This is a genomic window from Bradyrhizobium sp. USDA 4461 (genome assembly GCF_054055655.1).
Map to the genome: position 1 here is coordinate 4,659,231 of NZ_JBSRXM010000001.1, position 15,409 is coordinate 4,674,639.

Consider the following 15,409-nt stretch of genomic DNA (forward strand, 5'->3'; position numbering starts at 1 on the left):
AGTCACTGCCCCTCCTCGATAAAGGCACGCGTGCGCCGACGGGCCTCATCGTCGGTGAACTGCTGTGGAGGTGATTTCATGAAGTAGCTTGAAGGACCGGTCAGAGCCCCGGCGATCCCGCGGTCCATCGCGAGCTTGGCGCAGCGGACCGCGTCGATCACGACGCCTGCGGAATTTGGCGAGTCCCAGACCTCAAGTTTGACTTCGGCCGAAAGCGGAACGCCGCCGAACGTCGTTCCCTCGAGACGGATGAAGGCGAGCTTGCGGTCGGTCAGCCACGGGACATGATCGCTCGGACCGACATGAACATTGTCGGCATCCATCGGCACGTCGAATTGACTGGTGACGGCCTGGGTCTTCGAGATCTTCTTCGATATGAGCCGATCGCGTTCCAGCATATTCTTGAAGTCGGTATTGCCGCCGACATTCAGCTGGTACGTCCGGTCGAGCCGGACGCCTCGTTCGCGAAACAGATTGGCAAGGACGCGGTGCACGATCGTGGCGCCGACCTGGCTCTTGATGTCGTCGCCGATCAGCGGAAGGCCGGCTTCCTCGAAACGACGGCGCCAGGACGGGTTGGAGGCAATGAATACAGGAATGCAATTGACGAATCCGCAGCCCGCTCCGATTGCCTGTTCGGCATACCATTCACCGGCACGCTGCGAGCCGACCGGCAAATACGACACCAGCACATCCGTCCGCGATTTCATCAGGGTATCAACGACATCGACCGGCGGCGTGTGGTCCACTGGAATGTCGCCTTCGAGGTAGCGGCCAACCCCGTCGAGCAGCGGGCCCTTCTGGACGACGACGCCAGTCCGCTCGACATCGCAGAAGCGGTGCGTGTTGTTCGGGGCCGCTCCGATCGCGTCGGCCACATCGCGACCGATCTTGTTGCTGTTGACGTCAAACGCGGAACTGATCTCGATGTCGCTGATGTGATACCCACCGACGTTCGCATTCATCAGGCCGGGCACCGGCTCATTCGACTCGGCGCCTCTGTAATAGGCGAGGCCCTGCACGAGTGAGCTCGCGCAGTTGCCAACTCCAACGATGCCGACGCGAACGCGCCGCCGGTCCTGAAGGCGTGAATGCATCTGCGATGATCCTCCGGGAAGTTTGCACGAACGTAAGTACGTCGGCGAACGTACCGCAGGTATGTTCGTTCCTGAGTAGATCCCGTTGGGAGCGACAACATCGCGGCTCAGGCCGAATAAATCGAAATAGTTTAACTCAGGCTAGTGTCGGAAGCCCGCCAGATGGAACGATCTTCGTTCTGGATGAAGATGAAGAAGATGATGCTCCAGATGCGGGCAAGCACCTGCGCGTCCGCGGCAACTCGCTAAGAACAAAACGGACGAAGCGGCGTTGCGCCGAAGAGCCCGAGTTGAGTTATGTACTCCATCAAATCAGTAAGCACGCGAGATACGACCATGACGAAAAGCCATCCCAAGGCGGGAGAGCCTGAAGCCCACACCACCACAGACCACAACGCAATCCGGCACTGGGTGGAATCGCGGAGCGGCCGTCCGGCAACGGTGGAGGCGACCGAACGAGATGGTCATGCAGGAATCCTACGGATCGACTTCGATCCGCCGGACGAGGGACTCGACCGGATCGGCTGGGACGAATTCTTCCGCAAGTTCGACGAGGCTGACCTTGCGTTCCTTTATCAGGATCGCACCAAGGACGGAAAGACAAGCCGCTTTCACAAATTCGTTCGGCGCACCGGCGCCAAATGAGCGATGGCGTTACGCCATCCGATCGGTCACCCGGCGAGAAGCCGGGACAGGACTGGATCGATGCGATGCGCGCGGGCGATTTCGAGCGAGCGTGGACGATCAATGATCGCTACCTGCTGCAATTGTGGCGGTCTGACGTAGACAAGTACAGCGGACCGCGGCATTTGCAGCGAATCTGGCGGGGCGAGAAGTTGCGCGGCCAGAACGTTCTGGTTCGTTGCTATCACGGACTTGGCGACACAATTCAGTTCGTTCGCTTCATGCCGGCATTGCGCGCGGTTGCGCGCGAGGTGACGCTGTTATGCCAGCCGGCATTGCTTCCGGTTATCGCCCACGCCGATGGCGTCGATCGTGCTATCCCACTTCACGATGGTGGGCCGGACGCTGAATTCGATACCGATATCGAGATCATGGAGGTACCGCACGCGATCAGGGCCACCTGCAGCCAAATTGCCTTGCAGGGACCCTATCTGAGCCTGTCGCCGGGCCCTTCGGGATTTCGACGAAGCGGAAGCGGTCGATTGGCGGTGGGCTTGGTCTGGGAAGTGGGCGCCTGGGACAAGCGGAGAGAAATTCCAGTGTCCGAGCTGCGCCGTCTCGGCTCGTCCAATCTTGACCTGTACTCTTTGCAGCTGGGACCCGGCGCTGCGATGTCACGAGATATCGGCGCGCAGGACATCAGCACGGCGGATATTTGCTTGCTCGGCCGGCGGATAGCCCAGCTCGATCTGGTCGTTTGCGTCGACACGATGATCGCGCATCTTGCCGGCGCGCTCGGGCTCGAGGTGTGGGTGCTTCTGCATGCCGACTGCGACTGGCGCTGGCCTGCATCGGGTCAACGCTCCATCTGGTACCCGATGGCCAGGCTGTTTCGGCAGAGAAGGCCGGGCGATTGGGCGCCCGTTATCGAAGAAGTCCGGACTGCTCTATGTCAGCGCAGCGAGGCGGCGACAGCGACTGCATCGGCTGATCTTGCCGCCGGCGGCTCCGCCGGCTCGATCTCGTTGCACGCCGGCAACCGCAGATAGGCCGGATTAAATCCGGCCAGACGAACCAGGCCGTACCAGTTCGTGATCGTAATGGTCTTCGAATGCCATTGCAGCAGGTTGCTGCGGCGCAGCTCCTGAATGGTCCGGTTGGCGTGAACGGCCGATATGCCGCAGGCCGCCGCAAGTTCGGATTGCGTGAAGGGGGAAGGAATTCGCAAGTCTCTGGCCAGACCCACGGCGCGCAGCCGCGTGGCTATTTCGCAAATGAGATGTGCGACGCGTTCGAGCGCATCGCGGCTGCTCACGTTCAGGATCCAGTTCCGCGAATTCGCGGCATCGATCAGAATGAGCCGAAATAGCGAACGCGAGAGTGACGGCGAAAGTTCGGCCAGCTCCACGAAGAAGCGTTGAGGCACCGACGCGACGACGGCGGCACCAACCGTCACAAGATCGTAATCAATGCGGGGGTCGTGGATCGTGTAGAGATCCGGAACGTCGCCGGGGACATGGATCGAGATGATCCTGCCATCGCGCCCCTCGGGAACCTGCCAGCAGAGATATCCCTGCAGCAACAGGTGACAATGCGCTGGCAGCTCTCCTCTCCGCAGGAGTTGATGGCGAGAGCTGTAGTGGCCGATACTGCTCGGCATCCCAGCCAAGAAGTCGAGAGTATCGGACGATAGTTCGCCCAGACCCGCCAAACGATCGGCAAATCTTGAAAACGAGAATCCTGCTTGCATGGCGTCGCCCAGACTTGGCCTAGAAGTAAAGCTTAGCGAGTGCAGGGGGCCCGTCATTAACTTGGGACAATTGGTACAGCGCGATACAGCCAGAAAGCGGCGGGGAAGCGGCGCGCTGTAATCGAGGCAACCCTGGCGCAGAGTCCGCGGATTGAGCGAGCCGGAGCTTCGATGCGACGAAAACCTCAAGCAAAGTTGATTGCCGGCAGCTGGGCGCCGTCTCCGTGAAGCCGTCTCCGTGAACTTGTATGCCGTGCACCTCATGGCGGCCGGTTCTGCACTGGTTGCCGGAGGAGCTTAGTTGACATTGTCGTTGAACATGTTGCGGAAGGCGATTGCGACCGCCGGCGGCCCGGTTGCACCCTGCATCATGGCGATTTCACCCTGCTGCTCGTGACGGATGGCCTGCGCCATGATGCGGAGCCGGAAGTCGCCGCGGCTGCGCCATTCCTGGTCCGCCATTTTGACCGCGCCCTTGTGATGCAGCGTCATCATCTGCACGAACACTTCGTCGAACGCCTCGGGTGAGGCGTCGCGAACCTCTTGCAGTTGCTGGGCGGTCAGAAAGCCTGGCATTCGGGCGCGCTCGTCGCCCGTGCAGTCCGGCATTGAAGCCTCGAACCAGCTTTGCCACCAGCGTTCGAATATGCGGTTCTCGCCGGCCTGGCTCGCGACCATAAGTCTAGCGAGTGCCCGAAGATGGGGATCGCGGGCACGTTCGGCACCGAGCCGTGCAAGCTCGATACCCTGGGCATGATGGGTCGCCATATGGCGGATGTAGAGTTGATCCGCATCCAGATCGCCGCCGGCCCATGGAAGCTCGCGACCGGTCACACTGGCCAGCGCCGCGGAGGAAAGAATGATGACGAGGATGAGGGCTGCGGTAGCCCAGCTGCGGGCGAATTGCGCATCGCGAGCCGGCACATATCGGGCGGGCCAGCGCAGCCAAACGAACAGCGGATACATCACGGCTGAGGAGGCGTGAACCAGCAGCCCGATCCAGTAGGGTTGCTGAAGCGTGAAGAGCGGCTGGAAGAATGGGAACAGCGGGACCAGAACGAACCATTCCGCTGCGGACGATAGGATCGCCCAAGGCAGTGCCGCAAGCAGGATCTGCGTCGGTGTCAGGTGTGTGGTCCAACGGCCGAGCAGGCCAAAGAATACGACGGCCCAGGACAAGTCGGCCCATTGGTGAAAAGCAATGCCAACGAGGATCGCGCTCCATGACGGCTCCGGGCCGAGCACCCCGTCCCGTGCCGGGATCGCGGCAACCGTCATCCAGTCGACAGCGGCGTCGCGGCCAATCCTCGCGGCGGCCAACTGGCTGACGATAGTGGAGAAACTGCTGCTGATCAGGCCGAGCTCCACCGCGGCGAGCCAATGCGATTTATGGGCTGCGGCTGCCGTGTTTCGATTTGCCTCGGCCAATGCGGTCATCGGTCCGCTCTGTCTTGGCGTACGCCATGCGCACTTAGGATGATGCGGCCTTGGTACGCGATAGCATCTTCCGAGCCGAGTCCCTGGCACTCGCCAACCCCTTCGGGAAGCCGCTGCGATCCGGATACAGCCGGCGGCGCCCGCTTTGCGGCCGCCGCGTCGTTTCCCGTGCGCCGCGGTAGTCCAGCAAGGCGATGCCGCCAATCATCAGCAAGGCGAGCGCGACGTTGTGCTTCTTGGGATTGTCCCGTGTCATCGCCGACATCAATGCCGCGGCGTCGAGCCCATCTCCGGCGACCCGGCTCCACAGGCCGGCATTGCGGTCGATGGACAGCGACATGATGCCGCTGAAGATTTCCCGCAGACCGAACGCGCGCACCAAGGTTTCGTCCCCCTGCATGCCGAGGGGCCGCGTGATGCGGCGAGGCGCGAGCAGCTCGAGAGTACCGAGCCCGATGCTGAACCAGCCGAGTGAGCGCGCAAGACGGTCCGCCGGAGGAGCATGTCGCGGTCCACTGCGCACGATCTTCGGATCGCCCTTCGAGCGCATGATGTTGGCAACATAGTACATGGTGTCAGCTCTCGCTTTGGGTTCAGGGCTTCAGCACGACCTTGACGCAGCTGTCCTGCTTGTCACGGAAGAGCCTGTACATCTCGGGTCCGTGCTCGAGGTCGACGATGTGGGTAATGACGAAGGACGGGTCGATCTCGCCGTCGGCGATGCGGCGCAGCAGATCGTCGGTCCAGCGGCTGACATGGGTCTGACCGGTGCGGACCGTGAGCCCCTTGTTCATCAGGGCTCCCATCGGGATCTTGTCCGAGAAGCCGCTATAGACACCGGGAATCGAGATCACGCCGCCCGGCCGGCAGAGATAGATCATCTCGCGCAAAACATGGGGACGATCGCTCTCCAGCATCAGCATCTGCTTGGCGCGATCGAGGATTGTGTCCGGCTGCGACGGCATCACGTGGGATTCCATGCCAGTTGCATCGATGCACTTGTCCGGACCGCGGCCGTCGGTCAGCTCCTGCAATCGATCCATCACGCTTTCGGCCTTGAAGTCGACAATGGTCGCGCCGCCGGCCTCGGCCATGCTGAGCCGCTCCGGCACGCAATCGATCGCGATTACCTGGTTGGCGCCGAGCAGGATCGCGCTGCGGATCGCCATTTGGCCAACGGGACCGCAGCCCCAAATCGCAACCGTATCGGTCGGCTCGATGTCGCACTGCGCTGCGGCCTGCCAGCCGGTCGGGAAGATATCGCTGAGGAACAGTACCTGTTCGTCTGAGAGGCTCTCGGGAATCTTGATGTGCGTGGTGTCGGCAAAGGGAATGCGGAGGTATTCCGCTTGGCCGCCCGGATAGCCGCCGGTCAGGTGCGTGTAGCCGAACAGTCCCGCCGTGGTGTGGCCAAACACCTTTTCCGCCAGATGCCGCTTGCGGTTGGTGGTCTCGCATACGGAGAAATTGCCGCGTTTGCATTGCTCGCATTGGCCGCAGATGATGGTGAAGGGCACCACGACGCGATCGCCTTTTTTCAGCTTGCCGTCCACCGCGTCACCGGTCTCGACGACCTCACCCATCGTCTCGTGGCCCATGATGTCGCCGGGCAGCATGCCGGGGATGAAGTTGTGGAACAGGTGCAGGTCGGAGCCGCAGATCGCGCAGCTCGTGACCCTGATGATGGCGTCGCGCGGATCCTCGATCCGCGGATCGGTGACCTCGTCGCAGCGAATATCTTCCTTGCCGTGCCAAACCAGCGCCTTCATCTCTGCCTCCGGTCTGAATGATGAATTTCAAGTCGAACCGACAAAGTTGGTTGCTAGCGCTCGAGAAGTTTTGCAGCCGGTGATGGAAGGGACGGATAGGAACAAGCCGACTGTCGGCGATTTGAGCGAGCAACTCATTTGTTCGAGGATTGCTCATGTCAGCCGCACGTCAATTTGCTATCGTCACCGGCGCATCCACCGGTATCGGCCTGGAACTTGCCCGATGCTGCGCGCAGGCGGGCTTCGATCTCCTGATAGCCGCCGATGAGAACGCGATCGAAACGGCGGCTGCTGAGCTGCGGGGATTCGGTGGACAGGTGGATGCAGTGCTGGCGGATCTCTCGACGACGGAAGGGGTCGATCGTCTCTGTGCCGCCACGCAGGGCCGTCCGGTCGACGCTCTGCTGGCGAATGCCGGCGTCGGTCTCGGTCGCGCTTTCCTGGACCAGGATTTCAACGGCATCCGGCGGGTCATCGACACTAATATCACCGGAACGGTCTATCTCCTCCATTGCGTCGGCAACGAGATGCGCCGCCGGGATTCCGGCCGCATCCTGATCACCGGCTCAATCGCCGGCTTCATCCCCGGCAGCTTCCAGGCTGTCTACAATGGCTCCAAGGCGTTTCTCGACTCATTCTCTTTTGCGCTCCGGGAAGAATTGCGCGATACCCGCGTCACTGTAACCTGCCTGATGCCCGGTGCGACCGAGACGGAATTTTTCCGCCGCGCTGACATGATGGATACTAGCGTCGGCACCACGAAGAAGGACGATGCCGCAGATGTCGCCAGAGCCGGCTTCGATGCGATGATGAAGGGCGAGGGGGACGTCGTCACCGGCCTGAAAAATAAGCTGCAGTCGGCAGTTGCCGACATTACCCCCGCCGCCCTTCTTGCCAAGCAGCACCGCAAGATGGCGGAGCCGGGAACTGCCAAGAAGTAAGCTCCTATTGAGTGCCGGCCCGAACCAGCCTGGCGGCCTCGATCTCCGCAAGGATGGTTCTTCAAGGCGGTTGCGGCGAGCAGGTCTTGCCTTGTCGCCTATAGCAACCAGGATACAACGAGGCCGATGCTGGCCGTGAAAATGGCGGCCACGGTGACCCAGCTGAGCAGATTAAGCCAGAAGCTGTTGGTCTTATCTCCCATCAGCTCCCGATCGTTGGTGAGCAGCACGATGAACAAAAGCAGCGGTGGCGTCGAAAAGCCCTGTACGATGCCGGCATAGACCAGAGCCTTCATGGGATTAATGCCGAAACTGTTCAGCACGACGGCGAGCGTGGTGAAGCCAGCGATCAAGGCATAGAACGCCTTGGCTTCGCGAGGCCTCGCATGAAGGCTGCTTTTCCAGCCGATCGCTTGAGCGAGATCGTAGGCGGCTCCGGTCGTCATCACGGGAACAGCCAGGAAGCCGACCGCGATCACCCCTGTGGCGAACAGCACGGTCGCACCGCTGCCGGCCAATGGACGAAGTGCCTCCGCTGCTTGCGCCGCACTCTCGATATTGGTCTGTCCGACCTGATGCAGTGTCGCACCGGTCGATAGGATGATGAAGTACATGATAATATTCGAGAATACCATTCCGACGACGATGTCGCGCTGCGAGCGTGCGAGTTCGGCATCGCTCGCGCCGCGTCGCTCGGCTGTCCTGGTCTTGCCGGCGGCAATTTTTTCTTCAACCTCGACGTTGGATTGCCAGGTATAGAGATACGCCGACAGCGTGGTTCCGATGATGGCGACGAGGATCGAAAGAGAATCCCTGGTCAGTTCGACATGGGGCAGGAAGGTGCCGCGCAGGATCTCGGCCGGATCAGGCCTGGCGAGGATCGCTGACCCGGCATAAGCAAACAGCGAGAGCGCCAGCCATCTGAACACGTTGCGGATGAAGTCGTAGGAGCCGAACATCTGAAACAGCAGGATGATGCCGGCGATCGCGATCTCGGTCAGGAACGGCGGTATCGGCACAAAGATGTTCAGACAGGCCGCCATGCCAGCAATGTCGGCGGCGGCCTCAATGGTGTTTCCGATCAGCACGCCGATCAGCATCGGCCACAGCAGCCATTTCGGATAGCGTTCTCGGACGACCTGGAATAGCCCTTTGCCGGTGACTTGTCCCAGTTTGGAGGAGAGATAGACGACCGAGAACATCATCGGAAACGTGACGGGCGCCATCCAGAGCAGCGTGAGTCCGAACTGCGCGCCGGCACTGGCATAGGTCCCGATCGCAGAGCAATCGTCGTCGGCGGCGCCCGCCACGATGCCGAGCCCGAGGGCGCGGCGCCAGTTTGGGCGAGTTTTCTCGCTGTTGTCAGTCAAATCGGGACAGCCGGATCTAGACCGCCGACGTTCGGTCGGCACGCCGAGATCAGCGCGCGCGGTGCCCCGAAGTTCCTCACGGTGCCGATCGAAATCAAACAGCAAATAGGATCGAAATCTGCACGCTATCCTAACATACTTAAAATCATCTCCCGCAGTCTCGCGCTACCATCAAGGTCTATCCGTGAAGGCAGGGAGGCAGCGATGCTCGATAGCGAGACGGCGGCAGTGCTCCGCGCGGTGCTTGACGAGGTCTGCGGAGATGTGCCGCGGTCCGACACGAGCCGGCGGACCAGCGTAGCTTTCGGGTTGCTGCAAGCCGTGCACAATGGGCGGCCGTCTCTCGACGAGCTCCGGAGCGCTGGTAAAGCGGCGCTGCACTCCGCTCCCGGTAAGCGACGCTGACCAGGCATTTCCGTCTTCGCGCATGGGCAACAAGCAATTCGCGGCTCTTCCTTTCCGTCGACGCAAGGCTGACTTGTGCATCCTGCTGATCACGACAGGGCGCAAGCAGCGGTGGTCGGTCCCGAAGGGTTGGCCGAAGCGCGGCAAGCCGCAGCGCACCGCCGAGATCGAAGCCTTCGAGAAGGCGGGCGTGCTGGGTAGAGTGCGAGGAAAGCCGATCGGCCGCTACAGTCACAATAGCCGGAAGGGAAAGCGCAGGATTGCCTGCGACGTCCAGCTGTTCCCGATGAAAGTTCGCGCGCGAAAGCCTCGGTGGCCCGAGCGTGGGTAACGCGAAACCAAATGGCTGCCGGTAAAGCGGGCCGCAGCGCTGGTCCACAAATCTGAGCTGAGCCGGTTGATCGCGCGCTTTGCGCGCAACAAGTGGCGCAAATAGGGGCGCGGGAGACCGTCGGGCGCCTGCCACATCGGGGCGTCAGGCTCGACGCCATCCCTATTCAAGCCGTGGCTCGCTGAACTCGGCTGCCGACCCGTTAGGAACTTGAGCCGTTTTGCTCGGTTGGACGAGCATCGCCTCGAGAGAGTCAAGCATGCGTATCTATCTGTTCATCGCGGTCATGGCGCTTGCAATTTCAGGACTGACAAACGTCACCGTCGCCAATGCACGTGACTACCCATGGTGCGTGCAGGGAAGAGGCGTCGGATATCCCGGCGACTGCATGTACCAAACGCGCGCCCAATGTCTTGCATCGGCATCCGGAAGGAATGTGACATGCGGGGTTAACCCGCGCGCGGCGTTCGGTCAGCAGCGTCCGCGCTATCGAGATCGGTATTGATGTTCTGGTCTCGGCCGATCGGGATTAGCTGGAGCTCGTCTTCGGCCTCGATCGGCTTGCGAGACTGATGATAAACGGGCTCGACGTCTCTGCCGCTGAACGCCGGAGAAGACGCGCCGCAGCGGGTGATGGAGCGGTGACGGCAGCTAGCTTCGCCCCTCAGCAAGGAGATCGCCATGCCCTGCATTGGTCGAGGACAAGTCGCCATCTTGGCGGTGCTGATCGGATTGCTTGTGCTCGCCATCATGCTTGCGGTCGCCGGCTGGAATTCCGCAAGCTCAGCCGATATGACTCGTGCCGGATGGATGGCGATGGGCTTCGGAGTTTTCTTCTCCCTCGTCGTTGGTTGCGGCCTCATGGCGCTTATGTTCTTCAGCAGCAGGCGCGGTTATGACGATGAAGCCGCGAATCCATTCCGGGGCCATGAGTTCTCAGAGGAGAAATCTCCCGAGATGGCCGCTGATTCGCCTCGGAAACCGATCGACGGGCCGTCGGCCGATCGGAAGAGATAGGAGAGGGTGGGAATGCACTGACCGGTGATGCGATCCGTGTGGGGTTGTACGCGACGAACCGTGCCGGTCGCGTTCGCTTGGTCATCACACGCAACGACACGGCGTCCTGTCTCTTGCATAATCTTTGTGGCCGCCTTCATCACCAGATCCGCGTTGGCGTATTCGAGCACGATGATACTGCCGTCCCCTGCAAGGAGTCAGGGCTCACCACATTGATGGCGACAGCGGGCCTTCTGGCTCAAGCACAGAATCCTGAACAGGGCCCTCGTTTAACGCGGTAAAACGCCAGGACTGCTTCCACGCGAGCAGCCAGCGCGGTTCAGGCCGCCCACTGTATTGCAACCGGAAGTCGGTTCCCGCCTTATGCTATGTGAAGCGCCGCAAGCTTCGACGTCATGCGCGTTGGCGCCAGGGTGGTGCGGTGCCAGAGTCATGAATGGCGTCGCGTCTGGTATGGCCGCGTCTGATTTGCACGGCAGGAACGAGCCATCTGCACATGGTTTGATCTCGATGAGCAAATATTACTTCCATATCTCAAATGGCCACCCGTTTTATGACCCGGAAGGCGAGGAGCTGCCAAGCGACGAGGCAGCCTGGGAGGTTGCTGTGATGACCGTTCGGGATATCGATTCTAACCTGGATCTCGACCAGTCCAACCAGTGGTCGGTTGTGGTCACGCGCGAAGATACCCCGGTCTTCAGGATCGACGTCCGTGCCAAACGCATCGAGATCGAGCCCAGCTAGACGTTCGGTCGGGCGTGAATGATTGGCAATCTGCTGTGGCCCTCGATGAGAAGATGGGCCATGCGCTCGGTCGCCGATCGGTGCCTACATTGACGATCAATTCTCTGAAGATCGTTGCGCCGATCGTCTCGCGCCGCAACGCGTCCGCAACGTTTGGGCGCTGCCTGTTCCGGCAGCGTAGCGCATCGTGTGGTACGAAGCCCAGGATGCAGGGCGAGTGCTAGAAGCTCATGGTCCATGACGTTGAGGTGAGGACTTTCCAGATCGAGCATTTGGCCCGGAATCTGCAGCGGACAGCATCTGCCAGTGGCCATCGGGCGTCACCCTGGCGTTGAAGACGAATCTCAGGAAGGCGACGAGGCCATCTCTTCGATGAGAGAGTATTCCTGTGGCCGGCTGCCGTCGATAACCATCGTTCTCCGCGCAGCAAGCCCCTTTCTTGGACAGGAAGCTGCTGGAGAGCCCGATATCGGCCCGTCCGGAATGTTGGGAGCAGTCAGTCTCGTGATCAGAGCGCGCGAGGCTTGAAGCCCTCGCCGCGACGCATCGCCGCTGCGACACATCCTGCTGAAGGAAGCGCTCTTAGGAACGTCCGTACCCGAGAGATGTTGCTCGCTCTGGTCCAACACAGAGGAAGCGCTCAAATGAAAGTAGCGAAAATCGCTTTGGCAGCCGCAATCATCTTCGGGTCAATAGCCGCAGCAACCGCCCAAGGCGGCGGCGGGGGCGGTGGCGGTGCCGGCGGAGGCGGGGCCGGCGCCGGTGGCGGTGCCGGCGCGGGTGCAGGTGGCGCAGGCGCGGGCGGTGCAGGCGCCGGAGGCTCGGCTGGCGGCGCAGGCGGCGGTGACTCTCCGGCGGCAGCTACCGGTCAGGGTGCCTCGAGCAGCCCGCGCTCGGCGAACCCCGGAGCAACCATGAATGACACGAAGGAGCGCCGGGGACGCTGAGGGAGTTTGCCCGAGCCGGTTTTGAAGGCCGGCTCGGGATCTGTTGCGCAATCGGTCAGCGGCGGCCCAGGCGGGCGGGGCACCGCCGGACCGGTGCGGAGCCGTCGATAGCGTCGGACGTTGGTGCGATAAACCGGCGATCGGGCGTCCTCGAGCCAATCCGCGTGGTCTGGTGAAATCTGCACTGCCTGCATCCCTCGAGCCAATGGATCACCTGCTTCGGAAGCCTGGCATCGGCCATTTGCCCTGCTGTGCAGTCAAGCAGCGGGCGCGCAGGTTCGACGCAACAGCGCTCGCAAGCGCACGAAATAGACTGGGGCTCCGCCAAGCCCCGAACGTCAGCGTTTTCGTCTGACGTGCTCGCGCTGCCGTTCAACTTCCTCCGCGTCCTCGTCGTCGACTTCCATCAGGCGCGGATGTCCGCTCGCCCTTAATAGTTCGTCAAGCTTGGCGTGAATGGCTTGTGTGTCGCGATGCTCGGCTCGTTGGATGAGCAGTGTCATGCCCCATGTCGCCAGTGTGGCGAATGAATGCCATTCGAGGCCATTGCCAAACGCAATCCAGGCGATCGAGTACAGCACAAAGATGACGAAGGCGGCGGGCCGTGCCGTTGCTGTGCCTAGCGTGGTAAGCCAACCTTTAGCTGATGCAAAAGACATTCTGCGGGAACGTCGATTTGCTGGAGCGGTTCCAATGGGCGCCGAATCGGATTCGGCGGACGGATGCAGGAACGACCGTGGGGAGCCCGCGGTTGGTCAATTCCATCTTGGAGTGCGCCATGACCGATTTTCCCAAGTCGCCGTTTCCCCCTCAGAAGCAACCGATGCCGGGCTTGACCAGCAAGATGGACCCAAGGCCCGATCATGGCGAGGCGAGCTACAGGGGATCCGGCCGGCTTACCGGCTTCAAAGCGATCATCACGGGCGGCGATAGCGGAATTGGACGTGCGGTCGCGATCGCCTATGCGCGGGAGGGGGCGGATCTGGTGCTTGCCTATCTCGACGAGGACGAGGACGCTGCCGAGGTCAAGAGCCTGGTCGAAAGAGAGGGACGCAAGGCCGTGCTGATTTCCGGTGACGTTCGCAACGCCGAGCATTGTCGCGGCATCGTTCGCCGCGCCGTGGATGAATTGGGCGGGATCGACATTCTCGTCAACAACGCTGCGCATCAGGCGACATTCAAGGATATCGGCGACATCAGCGATGAAGAGTGGCAACGCACGTTCGAAACCAATATCCACGCCATGTTCTACCTGAGCAAGGCGGCCGTGCCTCACATGAAGCCCGGAGCCGCGATCATCAATACGGCTTCCGTCAATTCCGATATGCCAAACCCGATCCTGTTGGCTTATGCGACCACAAAGGGCGCCATTCAGAACTTCACCGGCGGACTTGCGCAAATGCTTGCAGCGAGGGGAATTCGGGTCAACGCGGTCGCGCCGGGTCCGATCTGGACACCGCTCATCCCATCCACGATGCCGGAAGAGGCGGTCAAGACGTTCGGCCAGCAAGTGCCGATGAAGCGCGCAGGGCAACCCGCCGAGCTCGCAACCGCGTACGTCATGCTCGCCGATCCGCTTTCGAGCTACACGTCGGGGACGACGGTGGCGGTCACCGGCGGCAAACCCTTCATATGAGAGCGATGCCGTTGCTGCCCGAAAGCGACGATCGGCGTGGCTGAAGTCATCAGCGCGCGAGAATGTCCTCGACGTGGGTGACCTATTTCGGTCTTTTCGGCTTCGCGCCGAGAAGGCCGAGGATGATCAGTGCGAGCCAGATTTCCGGCAGGATGAAGGGAATAAGTTTAAGCGACGAAGCCCACATCAATGCCCAACCGCCAACAAACATGCTTTCCGCCACGACCATTCGGCGGTCGATATGCGCGAGGCGAGCAACCAGTTCGTGCCACACCGCTGGCGCAGGATTGGGCTGACCCATGGCCGTTATCGCAACGTGTAGAGGAATGCGGCGATATCGCTCGCATCGTCCTGCGAAATACCCGAGCTCGGCATGGCGTTGCCGGGCAGCATTCTTTGCGGATCCTGAACCCAGAACGTCATGTTCTCGGGCGAGTTCTGGATGAATCCGGCGATATATGTCCTGGTGGCGATTCGTCGAAGCGAGGGGCCGACATTTCCGTCGGCGTTAGCGATTCCAGGAATTTCGTGGCAGCCACCGCATCCGTACCGTTTCACGAGATCTGCACCGCGGCGCGAACTGCCATTGAAATTTTCGGCACCCCACGCGGCAATGTTTCCGTACGCGGTCAAGGCTGATCCAAGGCAAAGCACAACGAGCAAGCGGCGCGCCGACATTGCGATCCTGCCGCCCATTGGGGGCTGCCATCGCGCGCTCACGGCTTTTGACCCGAACTGAATTTCTTGGTGCTGGACCAAGGATCGCTGGTCGAGACCTGCTCGGTCGGAACCTGCTCGATCTCGGGTGACAACGGTTCCGCGGAGAATGTGCGGCCCCAATGGCGGCTCGGTTCGTTGCTGATCTTGCCGATATAGGTGACCAGATCCCAGATCACCGTGTCCGGCAATACGGCGCCCCAGGCAGGCATGCCGTTCGGCCGTCCCTGGTAGATGGAAAGGTAGATGTTTTCCGGTTGCGAGCCGTAAGTGAAGATGTTGTTGCTGAGTGACGGGCCCATGCCACCGCCGCCATTTGCGGCGTGGCAGCCGACGCAGTTGAAGTTGACGAAATAGGTCATGCCGCGCTGCTCGGCCTTCGGATCACCCTGCATCGGGTTCTTGATCGTCGGGTTGCTTGGCTGAGCGCCCGGAAAGAGGTGGCTGACGGGCACCTGCATGAACACGCCAGGCCGGCCGTTGCCGACGCTTTGTCCGAAATCCGGGCGCGGAGAGACCGTGGGCGTTTGCGCTTCCTGCGATTGCGGCAGGCTCTGCTGGCCGATCGCGGCTTGGCTGCTCGCGAAAAGCAGGAATCCGCCAAGTGCGAGGACCGTCCGCATC

Annotated in this window: 18 protein-coding genes; 8 read left to right on the forward strand and 10 right to left on the reverse strand. The window is 61.4% G+C overall.

Annotation, left to right across the window (positions count from 1 at the left end):
* Nucleotides 1–2: 2 nt before the first annotated feature.
* Complete coding sequence (locus ACVINW_RS21500) at nucleotides 3–1,097, reverse strand: inositol-3-phosphate synthase (protein ID WP_456753132.1); 1,095 nt, start codon at nucleotides 1,095–1,097, stop codon at nucleotides 3–5.
* Nucleotides 1,098–1,433: 336 nt separating this feature from the next.
* Between ACVINW_RS21500 and ACVINW_RS21505 the strand changes: the two genes are divergently transcribed.
* Nucleotides 1,434–1,742, forward strand: a complete 309-nt coding sequence (locus ACVINW_RS21505; RefSeq protein WP_456753133.1) for a hypothetical protein — start codon at nucleotides 1,434–1,436, stop codon at nucleotides 1,740–1,742.
* Nucleotides 1,739–2,770, forward strand: coding sequence for a hypothetical protein (locus tag ACVINW_RS21510; RefSeq protein ID WP_456753134.1), 1,032 nt, complete (start codon nucleotides 1,739–1,741; stop codon nucleotides 2,768–2,770). The genes ACVINW_RS21505 and ACVINW_RS21510 overlap by 4 nt, the downstream gene beginning before the upstream one ends.
* On the opposite strand, the gene ACVINW_RS21515 is transcribed toward ACVINW_RS21510, so the two are convergent.
* The 4 genes from ACVINW_RS21515 to ACVINW_RS21530 all read right to left on the reverse strand — a co-directional run bounded on the left by ACVINW_RS21515 (nucleotide 2,674) and on the right by ACVINW_RS21530 (nucleotide 6,677).
* On the reverse strand, nucleotides 2,674–3,471 hold the full coding sequence (locus ACVINW_RS21515) for a Crp/Fnr family transcriptional regulator (RefSeq protein WP_456753135.1): 798 nt from the start codon (nucleotides 3,469–3,471) through the stop codon (nucleotides 2,674–2,676). The two genes, ACVINW_RS21510 and ACVINW_RS21515, sit on opposite strands and share 97 nt — an antisense overlap.
* Nucleotides 3,472–3,768: 297 nt before the next feature.
* A complete protein-coding gene (locus ACVINW_RS21520) occupies nucleotides 3,769–4,908 on the reverse strand; it encodes a DUF305 domain-containing protein (protein WP_456753136.1) in 1,140 nt (379 codons plus the stop codon).
* A gap of 34 nt (nucleotides 4,909–4,942) precedes the next feature.
* Nucleotides 4,943–5,458: a hypothetical protein gene (locus tag ACVINW_RS21525; protein WP_456753137.1), complete on the reverse strand. Its 516-nt coding sequence runs from the start codon at nucleotides 5,456–5,458 to the stop codon at nucleotides 4,943–4,945.
* Between the two features lie 43 nt (nucleotides 5,459–5,501).
* Nucleotides 5,502–6,677, reverse strand: a complete 1,176-nt coding sequence (locus ACVINW_RS21530) for a zinc-dependent alcohol dehydrogenase (protein WP_456753138.1) — start codon at nucleotides 6,675–6,677, stop codon at nucleotides 5,502–5,504.
* Nucleotides 6,678–6,832: 155 nt separating this feature from the next.
* Here ACVINW_RS21530 and ACVINW_RS21535 point away from each other — a divergent pair, with 155 nt between their 5' ends.
* On the forward strand, nucleotides 6,833–7,618 hold the full coding sequence (locus tag ACVINW_RS21535; protein WP_456753139.1) for an SDR family NAD(P)-dependent oxidoreductase: 786 nt from the start codon (nucleotides 6,833–6,835) through the stop codon (nucleotides 7,616–7,618).
* A 98-nt stretch (nucleotides 7,619–7,716) separates the two neighbouring features.
* On the opposite strand, the gene ACVINW_RS21540 is transcribed toward ACVINW_RS21535, so the two are convergent.
* Nucleotides 7,717–9,093, reverse strand: a complete 1,377-nt coding sequence (locus ACVINW_RS21540) for an Nramp family divalent metal transporter (RefSeq protein WP_456753140.1) — start codon at nucleotides 9,091–9,093, stop codon at nucleotides 7,717–7,719.
* A 322-nt stretch (nucleotides 9,094–9,415) separates the two neighbouring features.
* On the opposite strand from ACVINW_RS21540, the gene ACVINW_RS21545 reads away from it, so the two are divergent.
* From ACVINW_RS21545 to ACVINW_RS21560, 4 genes are all read left to right on the forward strand, one after another.
* A complete protein-coding gene (locus tag ACVINW_RS21545; RefSeq protein ID WP_456753141.1) occupies nucleotides 9,416–9,724 on the forward strand; it encodes an NUDIX hydrolase in 309 nt (102 codons plus the stop codon).
* A 259-nt stretch (nucleotides 9,725–9,983) separates the two neighbouring features.
* A complete protein-coding gene (locus ACVINW_RS21550) occupies nucleotides 9,984–10,229 on the forward strand; it encodes a DUF3551 domain-containing protein (protein WP_456753142.1) in 246 nt (81 codons plus the stop codon).
* 176 nt (nucleotides 10,230–10,405) lie between these two features.
* Nucleotides 10,406–10,741, forward strand: coding sequence for a hypothetical protein (locus tag ACVINW_RS21555; RefSeq protein ID WP_456753143.1), 336 nt, complete (start codon nucleotides 10,406–10,408; stop codon nucleotides 10,739–10,741).
* 432 nt (nucleotides 10,742–11,173) lie between these two features.
* On the forward strand, nucleotides 11,174–11,485 hold the full coding sequence (locus tag ACVINW_RS21560) for a DUF6894 family protein (protein WP_456753144.1): 312 nt from the start codon (nucleotides 11,174–11,176) through the stop codon (nucleotides 11,483–11,485).
* A gap of 1,285 nt (nucleotides 11,486–12,770) precedes the next feature.
* Here ACVINW_RS21560 and ACVINW_RS21565 read toward each other — a convergent pair.
* Complete coding sequence (locus ACVINW_RS21565; protein WP_456753145.1) at nucleotides 12,771–13,091, reverse strand: low affinity iron permease family protein; 321 nt, start codon at nucleotides 13,089–13,091, stop codon at nucleotides 12,771–12,773.
* 119 nt (nucleotides 13,092–13,210) lie between these two features.
* Here ACVINW_RS21565 and ACVINW_RS21570 point away from each other — a divergent pair, with 119 nt between their 5' ends.
* Complete coding sequence (locus ACVINW_RS21570) at nucleotides 13,211–14,068, forward strand: SDR family oxidoreductase (protein ID WP_456753146.1); 858 nt, start codon at nucleotides 13,211–13,213, stop codon at nucleotides 14,066–14,068.
* 82 nt (nucleotides 14,069–14,150) lie between these two features.
* Here ACVINW_RS21570 and ACVINW_RS21575 read toward each other — a convergent pair whose 3' ends face one another.
* Genes ACVINW_RS21575 through ACVINW_RS21585 form a run of 3 tightly spaced genes read right to left on the reverse strand, consistent with a single transcriptional unit; the run spans nucleotide 14,151 to nucleotide 15,408 of the window.
* The gene (locus tag ACVINW_RS21575; protein ID WP_456753147.1) at nucleotides 14,151–14,369 is read right to left on the reverse strand and encodes a hypothetical protein; all 219 of its coding nucleotides are present in this window, start codon (nucleotides 14,367–14,369) and stop codon (nucleotides 14,151–14,153) included.
* Between the two features lie 5 nt (nucleotides 14,370–14,374).
* On the reverse strand, nucleotides 14,375–14,764 hold the full coding sequence (locus ACVINW_RS21580) for a c-type cytochrome (RefSeq protein WP_456753148.1): 390 nt from the start codon (nucleotides 14,762–14,764) through the stop codon (nucleotides 14,375–14,377).
* 20 nt (nucleotides 14,765–14,784) lie between these two features.
* Nucleotides 14,785–15,408 carry a c-type cytochrome gene (locus ACVINW_RS21585; protein WP_456753149.1) on the reverse strand — a complete coding sequence of 208 codons (624 nt, stop codon included), beginning with the start codon at nucleotides 15,406–15,408 and terminating at the stop codon, nucleotides 14,785–14,787.
* Between the last annotated feature and the right edge of the window lies 1 nt (nucleotide 15,409).